This window comes from Pseudomonas sp. MF6747, assembly GCF_963890955.1.
Taxonomy (GTDB): Bacteria; Pseudomonadota; Gammaproteobacteria; order Pseudomonadales; family Pseudomonadaceae; genus Aquipseudomonas.
Genome location: NZ_CAWPSZ010000050.1, coordinates 265,668 through 285,971 on the forward strand (window position 1 = coordinate 265,668; position 20,304 = coordinate 285,971).

Consider the following 20,304-nt stretch of genomic DNA (forward strand, 5'->3'; position numbering starts at 1 on the left):
GCGCTTTCAGAACACTCCGGCTTTTTTCCAACCCAGATAACGCGTCACGAGCGCGGCTCCCAACCCTGATGGGGGGGTGTCCAGTACGGATAACCCATGGGCGCTCAACCGGTCATGGAGTTCGTTACGTGTATTGAGGTAGTCGACCGTCCCGCAATAAGCCAATGCTTCGGGCAGGGTTTGCACGGGGGCCTGGCGCAAATTATCGAGTACTTCCTCCCTGAGGCTGGCCACCAGTACCCGATGTTGTCGGCTGATACGCTTGACCGCTGTCAGCAATGCTTCATCGTCCTCATCGCGCAGATTGGTGACCACGATCACCAGCGCCCGGCGTTTTTGCCGAGCCAGCAGTTGGCTGGCCGCCGCTTGATAGTCGGCCGTCCGGCGGGTGGTATCCAGGTCGTATACCGCATTGAGCAGCAGGTTCAGTTGGCCGCTGCCCTTGACCGGCGCCAGGTAACGCGGCTGGTCACTGGCAAAGGTGCTCAGCCCCACGGCATCGCCCTGACGCAGCGCAACATAACTGAGCAACAGGCAAGCGTTGAGTGCATGGTCGAAATGTGACAACTCGCCGTCCTGACTGCGCATGCGTCGACCGCAATCGAGCATGAACACAATCTGCTGGTCGCGCTCATCCTGGTATTCACGGGCGATGGGTGTGCGTTGTCGTGCGGTAGCCTTCCAATCGATCTGACGCAGGCTGTCGCCCTCGCGAAATTCGCGCAGTTGGTGAAACTCCAGGCCCAAGCCCCTTCGCTGGCGTTGGCGTACGCCGAGTTGGCTGAGCCAGTTATCCACACCGAGCAACTGTGCGCCGTATAAATGGGCGAAATCCGGGTAGACGCGAGTGGCATCGCTGACCTCGGCAAATTGCCGTGCCGACCATAGCCCAATAGGGCTGGGCAGGTGAATTTCACAGCGGCTGAAGCTGAAGTGTCCACGGCGCAGAGGCCGCAGTCGGTAGCCCAGTTCGCTGCGTTCACCGGGGCGCAGTTCGATGCTTTGGGGCAGGTTTTCCATGCTCAAGCCGTCAGGAACATGATCGAACACCTTCACTGTGATTGGTCGCGAGTAATCGTGCGCCAGGGTCAGGCGCACTTCACCCCAGCGTCCGAGTGCCAGGCTGCCCGGCATTTGCCGCTGAATTTGCACGCCGGGGCGACGCCGCAGACGCACGGCATCCAGCAGCGCCAGCAGCAACAGCGCCAGTAACAAGCCCCAGGCTATCGAGTGCAGCGTGTCGGGCACCTTGAACTGCAGCGCTGCTGCGGCGCCGAGCAGGATGTTCAGGCCCAACAACACACTCAGCCAGCTCAGCAACAGGCGGGTCGGCTTCATGGGCGAGTCACTGCCGGGGCGCCGGGATCTGGTCCAGCAGTTGCTTGAGCACTTGGTCTACCTCCAGCCCGTCGATGTCCAGTTCCGGCGCAATGCGCACCCGATGACGCAATACCGCCAGCGCGCACCCCTTGATATCGTCAGGGGTGACGAATTCACCGCCACGCAACAACGCGCGTGCCCGGGCTCCGCGAACCAGGGCGATGGAGGCCCGAGGGCCGGCGCCGATGGTCAGCCCAGGCCACGTGCGGGTGGCTCGCGCCAGGCGCACGGCGTAGTCGAGGACTTGCTCATCCAGCGCCAGTTCGCTCGCGACCTGCTGTAGGTTCAACACATCATGGGCCTGCAGCACCGTACGTAGCGGGTGCACATCGAGCATGTCTGCCCGGGACGAGCGAGTGACTTCGCGCACCATCTCCAGTTCTTGCTGAGCATCGGGGTAATCCATGCGCACCTTGAGCATGAAACGGTCGAGTTCGGCTTCGGGCAGGGGGTAAGTACCTTCCTGTTCGATAGGGTTCTGGGTCGCCAGTACCATGAAGGGCTGACCGATAGGCAGCGCCTCGCCTTCGAGAGTGACTTGGCGCTCCTGCATGGCTTCAAGCAAGGCGGCTTGAGTCTTGGCCGGAGCGCGGTTGATTTCATCGGCCAGCAGCAAGTGAGTGAACAGCGGGCCCTTGCGCAGTTTGAACTGCTCGGTATGCAGGTCATACACAGCGTGGCCGGTGACATCGCTGGGCATCAGGTCCGGTGTGAACTGGATTCGCGCGAAATCGCCACCAAAGCAACGCGCCAGGGCACGCACCAGCAACGTCTTGCCCAGGCCGGGGACGCCTTCGAGCAGTACATGACCGCCAGCGATCAGCGCGGTAAGTACGTCGTCGATCACCTGATCCTGGCCAATCACCGCCTTGCGCAATTCAACGCGCAGGGCCTGTGCCTGCTGGCTGGCGTGTTGAAGGCTTTCGGCGGTAGGGGCAGTGGCTGCTGGGAGTTCGCTCATAGGGCATTCCTGAGAGTTTGCAGGCATGCCACCTGACGGCTGAAATCGGCGCTGGTGAGCCGCTTTGCCGGGAGTGGGCCAAGGGCCTGACTGATGATGTGGGAGGGTTGGCGCGTCAGGCGTTCAAGTACCTGCCACTGTTCAGCGGTGTCGAGGTGTTCAAAGCCAGGGTGACGTCGGCGGGCAGCGCGCTGGATGTCGCGCTGCAGGGCGTGCAAGAGGGCGCCCTGGCCGGTGCGACGCAGCAGGAAATCGGCGCTGGCCTTCAAGTGCTCCTGCAACTGCCGACGTGCCCTGGGCGCAGGCGCCTGGATCGGGCCCTGGCGCATGCCGGTCCGCCAGAGTGCCAGAGCAATCAACGCCAGGAGTGCCACCAAGGCTTGGGGGAAATAGCGCATCAACAGGGTCAACAGACTGTCTACATCGCTGTTGAACAACAAGGTCACGCCAGTGCCTTGGTTGAGGTACCACAGCAGCCAGGCGTTATCGTGTTGGCCGATGCCCGGGGTTTTCCACAGCTCGCTGTCGGTTACCACGGTTACGGTGCCATGCCCGAGATTGCGTTGCATGAGATGGCTGGATTTGGCGCTGTTGGCTGAAAACTGTGCCAGGTGTTTGGGATCGATGAGGTTGAAGTCGGTATCGAAACTGAAGTACGCCGGGGCGGTTTCATTGTCGACATAGAGTTTGGTCAGATCCGGCGTTTTCTTTTTGCGCGCCGAGGCTGGCTCATCGAAGGTTTCGCTCAAGGTCTGGTGGATGTCCAACCGATCAAGCAGCAGGTCGCCGCTTTTACCTGTCTCTTCATCCCACAGCGCTTCGGCGACCACCAGCAAATGGCCACCGGACTTTGCCCAATCGAGCAGTTCATCCACCTGGCGTGGTGTCATGTTGCCGCGATCACCCAACAGCAGAAGGCTGTTGCCTTTCGGCTGGAGGTGAGCGAGGCGTTCGAGGCTCTTGGCATGCTCGACGCTCAGGCCTTGCTGGCGCAGAAAGTACTCGGCCGCCAGATAGGGATTTTCCCGTGCTTGGGGCGATGGGCCGCGATCAACCACTTCGTCATAAGGGATCGCTTTGTGCCAGGCATAAAATGCTCCAGCCCCCAGCAGGCACGCCAGCATTAGACCTGCCCACAGTAATGGGCGGTTCATTGCGCGGCGTCCGAATTGAACAACGCGCGCCATTCGCTGCAGAGCTTTTGCTGGGCGGCGAGCGGAGGCAGTCGATGGCCGTAGGCCAGGTTTTGCCAGTGGCGTGTCAGCTCATTACTGAACACCAGCAGCTGCGGTTGTTGTAATTGGTGAACACGCTCCAGGACCTGGCCTTCGGTGTCGGCGGTTTTCAGTGCAATGTTGTAGTCGTGCAACAGGTGGCTGAGCAGGCCTCGGTACAAAAGGCTGAGGGCTTGCCGTGGTTGTGTGGGCCATAATTGTTCGGCAGTACTGGCGATGTCTTCGGGCAAGGTTTCTATGCCCAACTCCAGGCCGAATAACTGCGTCGGAGCGGGTTTGGTGACCCGGGGTTGACTGATTGCGCGCCGACTGACAAAAGCGTGCAACCCGTCGCGGTAGTGCCAACCGAGCAATGCGAGGCCTCCAATCAACAGGCTCCACAGGAGTATTTCCAATCCCTGGCCTACGTGTTTGAAGGTGGTGCTGTTGAGGTGATCGAGCAGTGCCTGTAACCATCCGGGTAATTTGCCGTCACCGTGCGCGGTGCCTTTGGCCGCAGGCTGGTCTTCGCCGAAGCGATAGCGGGTGACGGTTTCCGGGTTTTTGAACGGGGGGAGGGCCAGCAGAGTCTTGATGGATTGACTCGCAGCCGGGGTGCTCAGTTGCGATTGGCTACTGGACTCATCCGCCATGACCTGTGGACTGGCCTGCAGCATCAGCCCGACCGCCAGCAGTAGCGTCGCCACGCTGCCCAGGCGCTGGCGTAAACGCCGGAATACCAGTTCCAGGTCCCAGGCTTCCAGTACGGTACGGCGGTTGAGGTACAGGCTGAAACCGCACGCGACGTAGATAGGCTCCCAGAACACCAATATCAACGCATAGAACGCGTTGCCCAGATGCCCCAGCCATAGCCATTGCGAATTGGTTGCGAGCGCCAACCGTTGCCAGTCCCAATCGCGTTCAACCTGCTCAGGAATGAAGAGATAGAACAGTGCCATGCAGCCAAGCCACAGGCCGATTTCCAGGTGCATGCCAATGATTGTCAGCCAGCGCGCGGCCCCTGCGTTGCGTTGTAACAGCACGCCGAGGCGGTGTTGGCGCGCATGGCCACCCAGGCCTTCGAGTTGGCTCACTGGCAGCACGAAACTGCGGCTCAGGCTGAGACGCCGCCAGGTCAGGCTGACCAGCAACTGGCTTTTTAACAGTCGCGGCCAATGGCGCACGGCTTGTTTGACGCTGGGTGTTTCACCAAACAGTGCCTTGGAGAGGATGTACAACGGCAACCGATCGAACGCCGGCTTGAGCCACCAGAACAGCAAAACGGCGGCCAGTGGAGACTCCCATAACAACACGGTGAGCAAGGCAAATACTGGCAAGCTCACCAGCGCCCAACTGCTCATCAACAGCCAGCGATGCTCCCTGGCCATCAACACACCAAGGTCCATGGCTTCCCAGGCAGTACGGGGGCGAATTGCGACGCTGGCGTCACTCAGGCGCATGGTGAACCCGCCCGGCGAGAATCAAGTAAGCGGCCACCAGTAGCCAAAGCGCGGCGCCCACGAGGTATTTGATCCAAGGCGTGATAGCGGTGGTGGAAGACCAATAGGCCTCAATCAACGCAGCGATCAGCAGGAACACCATCACCCCGCAGAGCATCTGCACGCTTTTGCGCGCCGCCAAACGCAAGGATTCGCTGCGAGCGAGCGACCCCGGAGCGATCAGTGACCACCCCAGTTGCAAACCCGCTGCGCCGGCCAGGGCGATAGCGGTCAGCTCGAATGCACCGTGGCCGATGACAAACGACCAGAAGGTCTGGCCATAGCCAATTTCGGTCAGATGGCCGCAGATTGCGCCGATGATCAAGCCGTTGAAAATCAGAAAGAACACGCTGCCCAGGCCAAACAGCAACCCGGCTGCAAAGGTCTGGAAGGCGATGCCGATGTTGTGCATCACGTAGTAGCCGAACATCATCCAGTTTTCGCTGGAGGCTCGCTCGGCGGCGCGCCCAAGGCGGCTGGCATCGGGGTCGTACATGCTTTGCATGTCGGCGACCTGCTGGGCGCTGACGATGCTGTAGATCAGGTCGGGAAACAGGTAAACCAGCAGTGCTATTCCCAGCAGGCTGCCGAAAAACAACAGGCCGGCGATTAACACGAAGCGCCATTGCTCACGTACCAGGCGTGGGAAGTCGGCCAGGACGAAACTCAGGACCTTTGCTCCCAATTGACTGCGATGGCGATAGAGCTGTTGGTGGCCGCGCAGGGCCAATTGCTGCAGCGGATCTACCAGATAACTGCTGTAGCCACGCTCCTGTGCCAGCGCGAGGTGCTGGCACAGGCGTCGATAGTGATGGGGGAAGTCCGCCACGTCGCGGGCCTTGGCCTTGCCTTGCTCCAACTGTGTCAGTTGCGCTGCAAAGGCTTGCCATTGGGGCTGGTGACGGCTTTCGAACAGGCTCTGCTTCATGTCGGCCCCAACAAACCACGGGCCACACCATTGAGTTGCTCTACGGCGCGTGCAGGAGACACTTGCAGAGGAACCGCGAGGATGGACGCAAGTTCATGCACCCGTTCGGCAGAGAGGTCGCCCTGGCGTTCGGCGAAGGCGAGAATGGCGCGCTGTTCGCTCAGGTCAAGGGCGAAGGGCAGGCGCAACGCAGCCGCTTGAGGTACCCGGGGGCGGGCCAGTGCTTGTTCGCGGTAGATCACCAGGGTACCGGCGGCGAGGTCGCCGAGCCGTTTGAAATGAGGATGTTGCAGGCAACTGATGGCGCCGAGGAAGTAGCCGAAGGGCAGCATGTCGACAAAGCGCAACAGGTTGCGGATCAACGAGGCGGACCAGCCGACAGGCGTGCCATCGTCCTGTACGACCCGCAGGCCCATGACCTGCTTGCCTGGAGAGCAGCCTTGATTGAGCACTTCGAACAAGACCATGTACCACCAGCTGACCAGAAACAGCAGCAATGCACCCAGGCCAATACCAATATTGCCCAACAGGGCCAGCGGCACGAGCAGGATGCCCATGACCAAGCCACGCAAGCCCAGGTCGAAAGCAAAGGCCAGTACCCGCGGCGGCAGGCCTGCCGGGCGCAAGGGCAGATCTATCCCCTCAGGGGTCTCGATCTGGTAGCGGGTATCCAAAGGGTTTTTCGGCATTGCGATCCCTGGCAGTGCGAAGCGGCTGAGAGACACGGATGCTAGCAGTGTCGACGGTGGAAGCAACCATTCAAGGTTTTGCTGGATATTTGTACAGCCAAGGTATCGCTGGCCCCGGACGGCCAGCAGCGCCTAGACTTTGCCGGTCTTCAGCACAGGAATAGCCCGTGACCTCCATTTTTTGGTACGACTATGAAACCACCGGCATCAACCCGCGCAGCGATCGCCCGCTTCAGGTTGCCGGTATTCGTACCGACCTCGAACTCAACGAGATCGGCCCGCCGGTCAACCTTTATTGCCAGCTCAGCGACGATATCCTGCCTCATCCGGCCGCCTGCGCGATCACCGGCATCACCCCTGACGTCCTGGCGGAAAAAGGCCTGGCCGAAGCCGACTTCATGACCCGAGTGCATGCCGAACTGGCCGCACCGGGTACCTGCGGCGCCGGTTACAACACTTTGCGTTTTGACGATGAAATGACGCGCTACAGTTTGTATCGCAACTTTTTCGACCCTTACGCCCGTGAATGGCAGGGCGGCAACAGTCGCTGGGATTTGATCGATGTGGTGCGCACGGCCTACGCACTTCGCCCGGAAGGGATTGTCTGGCCAGAGCAGGATGGGCGCGTCACCCTCAAGCTTGAGCGTTTGACCGCAGCCAACGGGATCGATCATGGCCAGGCCCACGACGCCTTGTCGGACGTGCGAGCCACGATCGCCCTGGCGCGCCTGGTCCGCGAGAAACAGCCCAAGTTGTATGAGTGGCTGTTTCAATTGCGCAGCAAGCAGCGGGTGATGGATCAGGTACGCCTGTTGCAACCGATGGTACATATATCCGGACGCTTTTCCGCCGAGCGTCACTATTTGGGCGTGGTGCTGCCGCTGGCCTGGCACCCGCGCAATCGCAATGCATTAATCGTCTGTGACCTTGGGCTGGACCCGCAGGGGTTGCTGGATCTGGACGCCGATACCTTGCGCCAGCGCCTCTACACGCGCCGTGGCGACCTGGCGGAAGGCGAACTGCCCGTGCCGCTCAAGTTAGTGCATATCAACCGCTGCCCGGTCGTTGCCCCGTTGAATGTGCTCCGGGCGCAGGATCGCGAGCGACTTCAATTGGATATGGACACGTGCCAGGCACGTGCGCTGCGACTAACTGACGCACACGAAGTTTGGCGCGATAAGTTGGCGGCTATTTATGCCGAGGAAGATTTTGCGCCGAGTGCGGATCCCGAGCAGCAGCTCTATGACGGTTTTATTGGTGATCGCGATCGTCGTTTATGTGAACAAGTCCGGGCTGCCGAGCCTTTACATCTGGCGCATCAGCAGTGGCCATTTGATGATCATCGTTTGCCGGAATTATTATTCCGCTACCGCGCGCGTAACTTTCCTGACACCTTGAACAACGAGGAACAACAGCGCTGGAAACTTTTCTGTCAGCAACGGTTGTCGAGTTCGGAGTGGGGCGCGCCGACTACCCTGTTGGCATTTAAGCAGGCGCGCGAGGAGTTGGCCGTTAGTGCTACATCGTTTCAGTGTCAGGTGCTGGATCAATGGCAGGAGTACGCCGACTCTTTAGCCGCCCGGCTGAATCTGTAGTCAGGCATTGGAGAATATTCTGACAATAAAAAACGCCAGCAAGCTGGCGTTTTTATTTTGTTGCTTATCAGGCGAAAGCCCGACCAGGCTTAGCCCAGCAGGGTAGCCCAGCCTTCAACCACGTCGCCGCCCCACTTGGCTTTCCACTCTTTCAGCGTCTTGTGGTTGCCACCTTTGGTTTCAATCACTTCACCGTTGTGTGGGTTCTTGTATTGCTTGACCTTGCGAGCACGCTTGGTGCCGGTAGTTTTCACAGCGCCGCGGGGTGCTTTAACTTTCGACTCTGGATCCAGCAGCGCGATGATGTCACGCAGGGATTTGGAGTATTCACCCATCAGGGTGCGCAGTTTGCCTTCGAATTCCAGCTCGGTTTGCAGCTTGTCGTCTTGGGACAGGTTCTTCAAACGGGCTTGCAGCTCTTTGATAGCTTCTTCGGTGGCACGGTATTCGTTGATCAGAGACATGTGGACTACCTTATGTAGAGCGCTGATTGGCAGGAGAGTGGCCTAATAATAGTCAGGCACTAACCCCAAGTAAACATTTAAGGGTGCATTTATGTGAATTACGTTGAATGTTTGTAGCCCTGCTACGCAATCGAGTTAATTAGTAGGTGGTAGACGTAAAGATAATCTCGTTTATTTTCCGACAATTGCCCGTGCATCACGTTGTACACGCATATAGCGTTGGTAAAACCTTACGCTATTAAGGGCTGTAGGCAGAGGTTGGGGGCAGAATAAGCCGTAAGGAATACTGCAGTTTTTCTGCGCAATCGCTAGAATGGCCGCCTTTGCGAAGTTCTGGAGTTTCCCCCTAATGCGCACTTTTCGGCTGGTGATTGCTTGCCCGGACCGGGTTGGCATCGTTGCCAAAGTCAGTAACTTTCTGGCCTCCCACAACGGCTGGATCACCGAGGCGAGCCATCACTCGGACGATCTCAGCGGTTGGTTTTTCATGCGTCACGAAATTCGTGCCGACACGCTGCCCTTTGGTCTTGAAGCTTTTCGTGAGGCGTTTGCGCCGATCGCCGAAGAGTTTTCGATGACCTGGCATATCACCGACACCGAGCAGAAAAAACGTGTCGTGCTGATGGCCAGCCGCGAGTCCCATTGCCTGGCCGACCTGCTGCACCGCTGGCACAGCGATGAGCTGGACTGTGAGATCGCTTGCGTAATCTCCAACCATGACGACCTGCGCAGCATGGTCGAATGGCATGGCATCCCGTATTACCACGTGCCGGTCAACCCGCAGGACAAGGAGCCGGCCTTTGCCGAAGTCTCCCGCCTGGTTAAGCAGCACGAAGCGGATGTGGTGGTGCTGGCGCGCTACATGCAGATTCTGCCGCCGGAACTGTGCCGCGAATACGCCGGCAAGGTCATCAACATTCACCACAGCTTCCTGCCGTCTTTTGTGGGTGCCAAGCCGTACCACCAGGCTTCCCTGCGTGGCGTGAAGCTGATTGGCGCAACGTGCCACTACGTCACCGAAGAGCTGGACGCCGGCCCGATCATCGAGCAGGACGTGGTGCGCGTCAGCCACAGCGACAGCATTGAAGACATGGTGCGTTTCGGCCGTGACGTCGAGAAGATGGTGCTGGCCCGTGGCCTGCGTTATCACTTGGAAGATCGCGTGCTCGTGCATGGCAACAAGACTGTAGTGTTCTGATACACGTCTTGAAGAAGCACAGGCCTGGGCGTTAAATCGTCCCAGGCCTTTTTTTTTCCTGCTGTTGGGGATTGATCAATGAGCGATCCACTGGACAAAGCCACCTCCCAAGCCCCGGCGACGCTGGGGGAGGGGTGTTTAAGTCGATATGACCCGGATGACCTGGACGCTGAGGACGGCACCGAGTTTCCCGGTGCCGCTGAGTTGTGGGAGCGCGAACAGGCCAAATCCGAGCGCTCGGAAAAATAACGGCCCGCCGCTCTGAAAAGCGGCAGGCACGGGGCTCAGATGCGGAAACTGCCCACCAACTGTTTCAAGCGTGCGGCCTGTTGTTCCAGGTCGGTGCAGGCGCGCAGGGTGGATTGCAGGTTTTCCACGCCTTCCTGGTTGAGGGTATTGATCTCGGTAATGTCCATGTTGATCGACTCCACCACCGAGGTTTGCTCCTCGGTAGCGGTGGCCACTGACTGGTTCATGCCGTCGATCTCACCAATGCGCTGGGTCACGCTGTTCAAGCGCTCGCCGGCCAGGTTGGCGATTTCCACGCTGTCCTGGCTGTGGCGCTGGCTTTCACTCATGGTGCTGACCGATTCGCGCGCACCGACTTGCAGCTCCTCAATCATCTTCTGCACTTGCTGCGCCGACTCTTGAGTGCGATGCGCCAGGTTGCGCACCTCATCGGCCACGACCGCAAACCCGCGCCCGGCTTCCCCGGCACGCGCCGCTTCGATGGCGGCGTTCAGTGCCAGCAGGTTGGTTTGCTGGGAGATGCTGGTGATCACCTCCAGAATTTGCCCGATGTTCACAGTCTTGCTGTTCAGCGCTTCTATATTGCTGCTGGAAGCACTGATCATCGCTGACAGTTGGGTCATTGCCTTGATATTGCGATCTACCACCTGCTGGCCGTCTTCGGCCAAGTGCCGCGCATCGCTGGCCTGGCTGGAGGCTTGTGCGGCGTTGCGCGCGATTTCCTGGGCGGCGGCGCCCAGTTCGTTGATGGCGGCGGCGACGCTATTGGTGCGGTTGGCCTGCTCGTCGGAGTTGACCATCGAGGAATTGGAGGCACTGACCACGCGCAACGCCACTTCGTTGACCTGTTCGGTGGCCGAGGACACCTCGCGGATCGAGGTATGAATCCGCTCCACGAAGCGGTTGAAGGCATTGCCCAGCGTGCCGAACTCATCGTTGTTCTGGATGGTCAGGCGGCGAGTCAAGTCGCCCTCGCCATCGGCGATGTCCTGCATTGCGCGGGTCATTACGTGCAGCGGTTGCAGCAGCACGCGGATGAGCATGCCCAGCAGCGCAATGATGATCACCACAGCGATGATCGTGGCGATGACCGCCGAATTGCGGAACTCGCTGAGCATGGCGAACGACTTGTCTTTATCCACCGAAATGCCCAGGTACCAGTTCACCGAGGGCAAGCCCTTGATCGGTGTAAACGTCACGATGTTGCCTTTACCGTTGGCTTGAACTTCACTGAAGTCAGCACTGATCTTGGGCGTGTGATTGGGGTACACGTCGGCCAGGGTCTTCATCACCAGGTTTTTGTCCGGGTGCACGAGCACTTTGCCATCGGCACTGACCAGGAAGGCATAACCCATGCCGCCGAAGTTCAGCGCGCCAATGTTATCCACCAGCGTTTGCAGGCTCAGGTCGCCGCCTACCACGCCGATGCTCTGGCCAGTTGTGGTGGTGCTGGGGGTGGCGACCGAAATGATCAATTTCCCGGTGGCGGCATCAATGTAGGGTTCAGTCAGGGTTGAGCCATTGCTGGACTGGGCGCCCTTGTACCAGGGGCGAACCCTAGGGTCGAAGCCATCGGGCATCTTGGTGTCGGGGCGGATGGTGAAGGCGCCTTTGCTGTCGCCCACGTAGGTGGCCATGAACGAGGACGTCAGGGCTTTCTGTTCCAGCAGGCCGGCGACGGCGGCGGGCTCAGGGTTGATGGCAATGTTCTGTGCTGCGTTTTCTACCAGCGCTATGCGCCCGGTGAGCCAGGTCTGAATATTGCTGGCGGTGACGTCGCCCATTTCATGCAGGTAATTATTGAGGTCGTCGCGAATCGCGTTGCGTTGCAGGTAGTCGTTGTAGAGGGTAAACAATGCGAAGGCGGCGATGACGATAAGAGCGGCTGCAAGCAGGATTTTGTGGCTGAAGCGCAGGTTTTTATTCATGGCTTGAAGGGTCCGCTAAGGTCTTGATATCCGAAGCGCGTCCTCATGGGATGCGCAAAATGGCAGCGTCAAAAAAGGTGTGGTACTTCTGGTGATAGCTCTGTAAGTCCCTTTAGGAGCCATCCGATCTGTTTTTAGACTTTGTGGGTCTTACAATTATCTGTATCGACCTGGCGGCACTAAAGATTAACCAAAGGTGACGAAATGCCTGACTCCTCGCAACTTCTTATTGGCGCCGGTCCGGACGGCCAACCTGTCGCCCAGGCCATGCGCCTGGCCAACCGTCACGGCCTGATTGCTGGCGCCACGGGCACCGGCAAGACCGTCACCCTGCAGCGCCTGGCAGAAGCGTTCAGTGATGCGGGTGTGGCCGTGTTCGCCGCTGATATCAAAGGCGATCTGTGTGGTCTGGGGGCTGCCGCGAACCCTCAAGGAAAAGTGGCTGAGCGCATCGCCGGCATGCCCTTCCTTAATTACACGGCGAAGGCTTATCCGGTAACGCTGTGGGATATCCACGGGCAGTCGGGTCATCCACTTCGCACGACCATCAGCGAAATGGGACCTCTATTGCTCGGCAGCCTGTTGGAACTCACCGACAGCCAGCAGTCGGCACTCTATGCCACCTTCAAAGTGGCGGACCGCGAAGGCCTGCTGCTGCTCGACCTCAAAGACCTCAAGGCATTGCTCAACCATCTGCGCTATCACCCGCAACTGCTGGGTGACGATGCCGCGCTGATGACCACCGGGTCCAGCCAGGCGCTGTTGCGGCGCTTGGCGGTGCTTGAACAACAGGGCGCAGAAGCCTTGTTTGGTGAGCCGGCCCTGCAGCTTGAAGATATTTTGCAGCCGGCCGGCGACGGCCGCGGGCGTATCCATTTGCTCGACGCCAGCCGGCTGGTGCACGAGGCGCCCAAGGTGTACGCGACGTTCCTGCTGTGGCTGCTGGCCGAACTGTTCGAGCAGTTGCCGGAGCGCGGGGATGCCGACAAACCGTTGCTCGCGCTGTTTTTCGATGAGGCGCATTTATTGTTTGCCGACACGCCCAAGGCTTTGCAGGATCGACTGGAGCAAGTGGTGCGTCTGATCCGCTCCAAAGGTGTCGGCGTGTACTTTGTCACTCAATCCCCCGGTGATTTGCCTGACACGGTCTTGGCGCAACTCGGTCTGCGTATTCAGCACGGCTTGCGGGCGTTCACCACAAAAGAGCAGAAATCCCTGCGCGCGGTGGCGGATGGCTTTCGGGCCAACCCGGCGTTCGACACCTTGTCGGTGCTCACAGAGCTGGGCACCGGTGAGGCACTGGTGGGCACCTTGCAGGAAAAGGGTACGCCGCAAGTGGTCCAACGCGTGCTGGTCGCGCCGCCGCAATCGCGCATCGGGCCGCTCAGCGAAGCCGAACGCGCCGCGCTGATTGCCAGCTCGCCGTTGCTGGGGCGGTATGACAAGCCGATTGACCGGGAGTCGGCCTATGAAGTGTTGATGGCGCGCAAGGAGCTCGGGCCGACTGAGGCAGCCACGCCTGCTGCCGAAGAACCAAGCTTTACCGACAAGGCCGGAGCATTTTTGGGCACCACGGCCGGCAAGGCACTCAAATCAGCCATGCAACAGGCCGCCAATCAGATGGGCCGGCAGTTGGTGCGGGGTTTGTTGGGCTCGTTGCTGGGCGGCAGCAAGCGTAAGTAGCTATTCAGATTTGGGCTTGGCGTGCGCGGCCAATCGTTCCAGTGCCGCGCGCAAGCCCGGATCGCTGATCCCGTCGGCCGTCGCCTGAATGGTTTCGGCCGCATTCACCGAAAGGTTGATGGTGTGCCCCACCGCACCTTGCTGCACGGTAGGCGGCTGCACCTTGAACTGGATACGGGTCAAACTGGCAAATTCATCAAAGGCCATCAATTGTCGCTGCAGACGTTTTTGCTGATAGCGCAAACGGGTCGCCCAATGACCGTCGGTGACAATTAACAGCAAATTTCCTTCGCGCCAGGACGCCACATGGCAATGTTCACGTGCGGCAGGTTGTAGCTGGCTTTCTACCAGGCGTTGCAAATGGCCCAAGCGTTGCGCATGGCCGAAGATGGCTTTCAACGGCTTGGCTTCGCGGAGCAACACGCTGGGCGCGCGGGCTGTAAGAGGGCGAAATGCCATGTTTAGACACCTTAAGTAACAGAGCCGCCATCTTAGCAGAAAGCGCCTGTGTGCCCCCCAGCCAATGCGTCACCCAGCGCTTTGCTCGTAAAATCAATGGGTAACTTCTGCGCCTGATGGGTTGAAGTTCCAGCAAAAGCCCTTATTTTAAACAGGCCCTCTCACAGCGCCATGCCAGCATCAGGGAATAACGCCACTTTCCTCACCCACGATTCCGGGTAGAATGCGCGTTCGCATGCGGCCGTGAGGGCTGCTCGGGCCACTCACGGTGCGCCCTCCATCCCTATGTGTGGAAGAACCTGCCGATATGTTTGCGCCTTTGTTAAAGAAACTTTTTGGAAGCAAGAATGAGCGCGAAGTTAAACGCATGCTCAAGACGGTGCAGCTGGTCAATGCCTTCGAAGAGCAGATGGTTGCCCTTTCGGACGAGCAATTGCGCGCCAAGACCCAAGAGTTCAAGGCCCGCATAGCCAAAGGTGAAACCCTCGACAAGCTGCTTCCCGAAGCCTTTGCGGTCGCCCGTGAAGCCGGCAAGCGTGTCATGGGCATGCGCCACTTCGACGTGCAGTTGATCGGCGGCATGACCTTGCATGAAGGCATGATTGCCGAAATGCGCACCGGTGAAGGCAAGACCCTGGTGGCAACCCTGGGTGTTTACCTCAACGCACTGTCCGGCAAGGGCGTGCACGTTGTGACGGTGAACGACTACCTGGCTCGCCGGGACGCCAACTGGATGCGCCCGCTGTATGAATTCCTCGGCCTGACCGTCGGCGTGGTAACGCCGTTCCAGCCGCCGGAAGAGAAACGCGCCGCTTACGCTGCCGACATCACGTACGGCACCAACAACGAATTCGGTTTCGACTACCTGCGCGACAACATGGCGTTCAGCATGGAAGAAAAATTCCAGCGCGAACTCAACTTTGCCGTGATCGACGAAGTCGACTCCATCCTCATCGACGAAGCCCGTACCCCGCTGATCATCTCCGGCCAGGCCGAAGACAGCTCGCGCCTGTACACCGAGATCAACAAGTTGATCCCGCGTCTGGAGCAGCACATCGAAGAAGTGGAAGGCGTGGTGACCAAAGAAGGTCACTTCTCCATCGATGAGAAGACCCGTCAGGTCGAGCTCAACGAAGCCGGTCACCAGTTTGTCGAAGAGATGCTGACCCAGATCGGCGAGTTGGCCGAGGGCGAAAGCCTGTACTCGGCCCACAACCTGGGCCTGTTGACCCACGTGTATGCCGGCCTGCGCGCCCACAAACTGTTCCATCGCAACGTCGAATACATCGTCCAGGACGGCCAGGTCGTGCTGGTTGACGAACACACCGGCCGTACCATGCCGGGTCGTCGTCTGTCCGAAGGCCTGCACCAGGCCATCGAAGCCAAGGAAGGGCTCAACATCCAGGCTGAAAGCCAGACGTTGGCATCTACCACTTTCCAGAACTACTTCCGTCTGTACAACAAGCTGTCCGGCATGACCGGTACGGCCGACACCGAAGCGTTCGAGTTCCACCAGATCTACAACCTAGCCGTGATGGTGATTCCACCGAACAAGCCGCTGGCGCGTAAAGACTACAATGACCTGGTGTTCCTGACGGCCGAAGAGAAATACGCGGCAATCATCAACGACATCAAGGACGGCATGGCCCAGGGCCGTCCGATCCTGGTGGGTACTGCCACCATCGAGACTTCCGAGCACGTGTCCAACCTGCTCAACAAGGAAGGCATCGAGCACAAGGTTCTCAACGCCAAGTTCCACGAAAAAGAAGCCGAGATCATCGCTCAGGCCGGTCGCCCAGGCGCACTGACCATTGCCACCAACATGGCCGGTCGTGGTACCGACATCCTGTTGGGCGGTAACTGGGAAGTGGAAGTTGCGGCGCTGGAAAACCCGAGCCCTGAGCAGATCGCTCAGATCAAGGCCGACTGGCAAAAACGTCACCAGGCCGTGCTGGAATCCGGCGGCCTGCAGGTGATCGCCTCCGAGCGTCACGAATCGCGCCGTATCGACAACCAGCTGCGTGGTCGTGCCGGTCGTCAGGGTGACGCCGGTTCGAGCCGTTTCTACCTGTCGCTGGAAGACAGCCTGATGCGCATCTTCGCCTCCGATCGGGTGAAGAACTTCATGAAGGCCCTGGGCATGCAGTCCGGTGAAGCGATCGAGCACCGCATGGTGACCAACGCCATCGAGAAGGCCCAGCGCAAGGTAGAAGGCCGTAACTTCGACATTCGTAAGCAACTGCTCGAGTTCGATGACGTCAACAACGAACAGCGTAAAGTGATTTATCACATGCGTAACACGTTGCTGGCCGCCGACAACATTGGCGAGACCATTGCCGATTTCCGTCAGGACGTGCTCAACGCCACCGTCAGCGCGCATATCCCGCCACAGTCCCTGCCTGAGCAGTGGGATGTTGCCGGTCTGGAAGCGGCGTTGAAAAGCGACTTCGGTGTCGACCTGCCGGTTCAGCAGTGGCTGGACGAAGACGATCACCTGTATGAAGAAACCCTGCGCGAGAAGCTGATGACCGAGCTACTGGCCGCGTACAACGAGAAAGAAGAGCAAGCGAGCGCCGAAGCGCTGCGCACCTTCGAGAAACAAATCGTACTGCGTGTGCTGGACGACCTGTGGAAAGACCACCTGTCGACCATGGACCACTTGCGTCACGGTATCCACTTGCGTGGTTATGCCCAGAAGAACCCGAAGCAAGAGTACAAGCGCGAGTCGTTCACGCTGTTCTCCGAGCTGCTGGATTCGATCAAGCGCGATTCGATTCGCGTGCTGTCCCACGTTCAGGTGCGTCGCGAAGACCCGATCGAGGAAGAAGCTCGCCTGCGCCAGGAAGCCGAAGCATTGGCTGCGCGCATGCAGTTCCAGCACGACGAAGCACCGGGTCTGGAAGCGCCTGAAGTGTTGGGCGAAGAGGTCGATGTGGCCTTGGCGCAAACCCCGGTTCGCAATGATCAGAAGCTGGGCCGCAACGAACTGTGCTGGTGTGGTTCGGGCAAGAAGTTCAAACACTGCCACGGCGAAATCAACTAAGATTTTTGCCTGACGCTGCAACACCCCGCGCCGCGACCGGCATCAGCCGTCGCGGCGTTTTGCCATTAATTCCCACCGTCGATAGCGACGGCACAGACATCACCTATTTTTAAGGAGCGCATTCATGGCTGTTGGTCTTGGTCCTTTGCCCACATTGCACCCGGTTGCCGGTTTTGAACTCGGTATCGCTTCGGCCGGCATCAAGCGCCCCGGGCGCAAGGATGTGGTGGTGATGCGCTGTGCCGAAGGTTCGACCGTCGCCGGTGTGTTCACCCTTAATGCCTTCTGCGCCGCGCCGGTAATCCTGGCCAAACAACGCGTGGCCGGTTCGATTCGCTACCTGCTGACCAACACCGGTAACGCCAACGCCGGCACAGGCGAGCCTGGCCTGGTGGCCGCTGCCCGCACCTGCGCCAAGCTGGCCCAGTTGACTGGCGTAGACGCCAGCCAAGTGCTGCCTTACTCCACCGGCGTAATCGGTGAGCCATTGCCGGTAGAAAAAATCGAAGGCGCCCTGCAAGCCGCGCTGGATGACTTGTCTGTGGATAACTGGGCTGCCGCTGCCACAGGCATCATGACCACCGACACACTGCCAAAAGGCGCGAGCCGTCAGTTCGTGCACGACGGCGTGACCATCACCGTGACCGGCATCAGCAAAGGCGCGGGCATGATTCGCCCGAACATGGCCACCATGCTCGGCTACATCGCCACCGACGCCAAAGTCTCCCGCGATGTGCTGCAACGCTTGATGCTGGACGGCGCCAACAAGTCGTTCAACCGCATCACCATCGATGGCGATACCTCGACTAACGACTGCTGCATGTTGATCGCCACCGGCCAGGCCAACCTGCCGGAAATCACCTCCACCGAAGGCCCGCTGTTCGCCGCGTTGAAGCAGGCGGTGTTCGAGGTGTGCATGGACGTGGCTCAGGCCATCGTGCGTGACGGCGAAGGCGCGACCAAGTTCGTGACCGTTGAAGTCAATGGCGGCGGCAACCACCAGGAATGCCTGGATGTTGGCTACACCGTGGCGCATTCGCCGCTGATCAAGACTGCCTTGTTTGCCTCTGACCCGAACTGGGGCCGCATCCTCGCCGCCGTTGGCCGTGCCGGCGTGCCTGACCTGGACGTGAGCAAGATCGACGTGTTCCTTGGCGAGGTGTGCATTGCCAGCCGTGGCGCCCGCGCCGAAACCTACACCGAAGCCCAGGGCTCGGCAGTGATGCAGCAGGAAGAAATCACCATCCGCATCGAACTGGGTCGCGGTGAGTGCAGCGAAACGATCTGGACCACTGACCTGTCCCACGAGTACGTGAAGATCAATGCGGAATACCGCACCTGACAGCCAAGAGGATAAGCGCGGTGAAACGAGTGCATGTAGCAGCAGCGGTGATCCGCGGTGTCGATGGCAGGATCCTGCTGGCGCGCCGTGCCGATACCCAGCATCAAGGCGGCCTCTGGGAATTTCCCGGTGGCAAGGTGGAGGCCGATGAGTCGGTTGCTGCCGCCTTGTCCCGCGAATTGCAGGAAGAACTGGGCATCCAGGTCACCACGGCACGCCCGCTGATCAAGGTGCAGCATGACTACCCGGACAAGCAGGTGTTGCTGGATGTCTGGGAAGTCTCGGCCTTTACCGGCGAGCCCCATGGTGCCGAAGGGCAGCCGTTGGAATGGGTGGCCCCGCGAGACTTGATCAACTATGCGTTCCCCGCAGCGAATGCCCCGATCGTGGCGGCGGCGCGGCTGCCGGCTGAGTACCTGATTACCCCGGGCGAGCTGGAAACCCCGACGTTGCTGCGCGGTATTCAGAAGGCGATTGCCGGGGGCATCAAGCTGGTTCAGCTGCGTGCGCCCAATGGTTACGACCCTAAGTACCGTGACCTGGCGGTGGACGCCGTTGGCCTGTGTGCCGGCAAGGCGCAATTGATGCTCAAGGGCCCGTTTGAGTGGTTGGGGGATTTCCCGGCGGCCGGCTGGCACATGACGTCGGCGCAGTTGCGTAAATACGCGAGCAAGGGACGCCCGCTGCCGAAGGATCGCTGGTTGGCGGCTTCCTGCCATAACGCTGAAGAACTGGCGCTGGCGCAAATGATGGACGTGGATTTTGTCACGCTGTCACCGGTGCAGCCGACACAGACGCATCCGGATGCTCAGCCATTGGGTTGGGAGCAGGCGGCCGAGTTGATCCGTGGGTTCAGCAAGCCGGTGTTTTTGCTCGGCGGCGTAGGGCCGACTGAGCGGGAACAGGCTTGGGCCGCTGGTGCTCAGGGTGTGGCAGGTATTCGGGCGTTTTGGCCGCAGGTTTGATGTTGTTCTGACGGGCCTGTTCGCGGGCAAGCCCGCTCCCACAGTCGACTGGGTTTCAACGTTGGAATGCAGTCAAATGTGGGAGAGGGCTTGCTCGCGAAGGGGCCAGATCAGTCACCCCAAAACTCAGTGTGGCTTAGCCGCCGCCTGCCACAACACCTCCGCAACCCCCTGGCGCTTGGCAATCACCCGTGCCGCCACAAACAACAAGTCCGACAACCGATTGATGTACGCCAACCCCACGCCTTCCAACGGTTCAATCGCATTCAACTGCTGACACCGCCGCTCCGCACTGCGCGCCAGGCTGCGGCACACGTGCGCTTGGGCGATCAGCGCTGAACCACCGGGCAAGATGAAGTTTTCCAGTGGCCCGACTTCCTCGTTCCAGCGATCAATCGCCGCTTCCAGCCGATCAACTTCGGCCGCATTCAATGCCTTGTACACCGGCATCGCCAGCTCACCGCCCAAATCGAACAACCGATGCTGGCAAGGGGTAAGCACCTCAATCACATCGTCCAGTTGCGGATGCTTGCCGCTCTGCTCTTCAAGGCTGGCCAGCAGTAAACCCAACTGGCTGTTGAGCGTGTCCACCTCGCCGATGGCTTCCACGCGCGGGTGGTCCTTGGGCACGCGGCGGCCGTCGCCCAGGCCGGTCTCGCCTGTGTCGCCGGTACGGGTGTAGATCTTCGACAGGCGAAAGCCCATGG

General features: G+C 59.7%; 17 protein-coding genes and 1 pseudogene. 7 read left to right on the forward strand and 11 right to left on the reverse strand.

All coding sequences use genetic code 11. The features are described 5' to 3' along the window. Nucleotides 1–6: 6 nt before the first annotated feature. Genes AACW30_RS26735 through AACW30_RS26760 form a run of 6 tightly spaced genes read right to left on the reverse strand, consistent with a single transcriptional unit; the run spans nt 7 to nt 6,671 of the window. Nucleotides 7–1,338 (reverse strand): DUF58 domain-containing protein, encoded by a 1,332-nt coding sequence (locus AACW30_RS26735; RefSeq protein ID WP_200623852.1) that lies wholly within the window; start codon nt 1,336–1,338, stop codon nt 7–9. 7 nt (nt 1,339–1,345) lie between these two features. Beyond that, nucleotides 1,346–2,341 (reverse strand): AAA family ATPase, encoded by a 996-nt coding sequence (locus AACW30_RS26740; protein WP_119736945.1) that lies wholly within the window; start codon nt 2,339–2,341, stop codon nt 1,346–1,348. Continuing rightward, a complete protein-coding gene (locus tag AACW30_RS26745; RefSeq protein WP_200623853.1) occupies nt 2,338–3,495 on the reverse strand; it encodes a DUF4350 domain-containing protein in 1,158 nt (385 codons plus the stop codon). Before AACW30_RS26745 ends, AACW30_RS26740 begins: the two co-directional genes overlap by 4 nt. Then, on the reverse strand, nt 3,492–5,015 hold the full coding sequence (locus AACW30_RS26750) for a DUF4129 domain-containing protein (RefSeq protein WP_200623854.1): 1,524 nt from the start codon (nt 5,013–5,015) through the stop codon (nt 3,492–3,494). The genes AACW30_RS26745 and AACW30_RS26750 overlap by 4 nt, the downstream gene beginning before the upstream one ends. Then, on the reverse strand, nt 5,002–5,982 hold the full coding sequence (locus tag AACW30_RS26755; RefSeq protein WP_124418372.1) for a stage II sporulation protein M: 981 nt from the start codon (nt 5,980–5,982) through the stop codon (nt 5,002–5,004). The genes AACW30_RS26750 and AACW30_RS26755 overlap by 14 nt, the downstream gene beginning before the upstream one ends. After that, entirely contained in the window at nt 5,979–6,671 is a 693-nt protein-coding gene (locus AACW30_RS26760) for an RDD family protein (protein ID WP_200623855.1), read from the reverse strand. Before AACW30_RS26760 ends, AACW30_RS26755 begins: the two co-directional genes overlap by 4 nt. 167 nt (nt 6,672–6,838) lie before the next feature. Here AACW30_RS26760 and sbcB point away from each other — a divergent pair, with 167 nt between their 5' ends. Then, the gene (gene sbcB / locus AACW30_RS26765; protein ID WP_200623856.1) at nt 6,839–8,266 is read left to right on the forward strand and encodes an exodeoxyribonuclease I; all 1,428 of its coding nucleotides are present in this window, start codon (nt 6,839–6,841) and stop codon (nt 8,264–8,266) included. Between the two features lie 89 nt (nt 8,267–8,355). Here the strand turns inward: sbcB and mvaT are convergent, their stop codons facing one another. After that, a complete protein-coding gene (gene mvaT / locus AACW30_RS26770; protein WP_005790963.1) occupies nt 8,356–8,730 on the reverse strand; it encodes a histone-like nucleoid-structuring protein MvaT in 375 nt (124 codons plus the stop codon). Nucleotides 8,731–9,079: 349 nt separating this feature from the next. On the opposite strand from mvaT, the gene purU reads away from it, so the two are divergent. After that, a complete protein-coding gene (gene purU, locus AACW30_RS26775) occupies nt 9,080–9,928 on the forward strand; it encodes a formyltetrahydrofolate deformylase (RefSeq protein ID WP_005790961.1) in 849 nt (282 codons plus the stop codon). 78 nt (nt 9,929–10,006) lie between these two features. After that, a complete protein-coding gene (locus tag AACW30_RS26780; protein ID WP_164487960.1) occupies nt 10,007–10,177 on the forward strand; it encodes a hypothetical protein in 171 nt (56 codons plus the stop codon). A gap of 35 nt (nt 10,178–10,212) precedes the next feature. Here AACW30_RS26780 and AACW30_RS31655 read toward each other — a convergent pair whose 3' ends face one another. Together AACW30_RS31655 and AACW30_RS31660 are read right to left on the reverse strand one after the other, a co-directional pair. Continuing rightward, nucleotides 10,213–10,977: a methyl-accepting chemotaxis protein gene (locus AACW30_RS31655; RefSeq protein WP_442793493.1), complete on the reverse strand. Its 765-nt coding sequence runs from the start codon at nt 10,975–10,977 to the stop codon at nt 10,213–10,215. Between the two features lie 93 nt (nt 10,978–11,070). Continuing rightward, a pseudogene (locus AACW30_RS31660) lies at nt 11,071–12,105 on the reverse strand (HAMP domain-containing protein); the annotation flags it as partial. Between the two features lie 204 nt (nt 12,106–12,309). On the opposite strand from AACW30_RS31660, the gene AACW30_RS26790 reads away from it, so the two are divergent. Continuing rightward, nucleotides 12,310–13,788 (forward strand): helicase HerA-like domain-containing protein, encoded by a 1,479-nt coding sequence (locus AACW30_RS26790; protein ID WP_200623858.1) that lies wholly within the window; start codon nt 12,310–12,312, stop codon nt 13,786–13,788. Here AACW30_RS26790 and AACW30_RS26795 read toward each other — a convergent pair whose 3' ends face one another. Next, the gene (locus AACW30_RS26795) at nt 13,789–14,247 is read right to left on the reverse strand and encodes a DUF721 domain-containing protein (RefSeq protein WP_106578374.1); all 459 of its coding nucleotides are present in this window, start codon (nt 14,245–14,247) and stop codon (nt 13,789–13,791) included. Between the two features lie 307 nt (nt 14,248–14,554). On the opposite strand from AACW30_RS26795, the gene secA reads away from it, so the two are divergent. The 3 genes from secA to AACW30_RS26810 all read left to right on the forward strand — a co-directional run bounded on the left by secA (nt 14,555) and on the right by AACW30_RS26810 (nt 19,597). Continuing rightward, nucleotides 14,555–17,290, forward strand: coding sequence for a preprotein translocase subunit SecA (gene secA, locus AACW30_RS26800; protein WP_106578375.1), 2,736 nt, complete (start codon nt 14,555–14,557; stop codon nt 17,288–17,290). A gap of 124 nt (nt 17,291–17,414) precedes the next feature. Continuing rightward, complete coding sequence (argJ, locus tag AACW30_RS26805; protein WP_106578376.1) at nt 17,415–18,632, forward strand: bifunctional glutamate N-acetyltransferase/amino-acid acetyltransferase ArgJ; 1,218 nt, start codon at nt 17,415–17,417, stop codon at nt 18,630–18,632. Between the two features lie 20 nt (nt 18,633–18,652). Further along, nucleotides 18,653–19,597, forward strand: coding sequence for a Nudix family hydrolase (locus AACW30_RS26810; RefSeq protein ID WP_200623859.1), 945 nt, complete (start codon nt 18,653–18,655; stop codon nt 19,595–19,597). 126 nt (nt 19,598–19,723) lie between these two features. Here the strand turns inward: AACW30_RS26810 and AACW30_RS26815 are convergent, their stop codons facing one another. Further along, entirely contained in the window at nt 19,724–20,302 is a 579-nt protein-coding gene (locus AACW30_RS26815; RefSeq protein ID WP_106578378.1) for a cob(I)yrinic acid a,c-diamide adenosyltransferase, read from the reverse strand. Nucleotides 20,303–20,304: the final 2 nt, after the last annotated feature.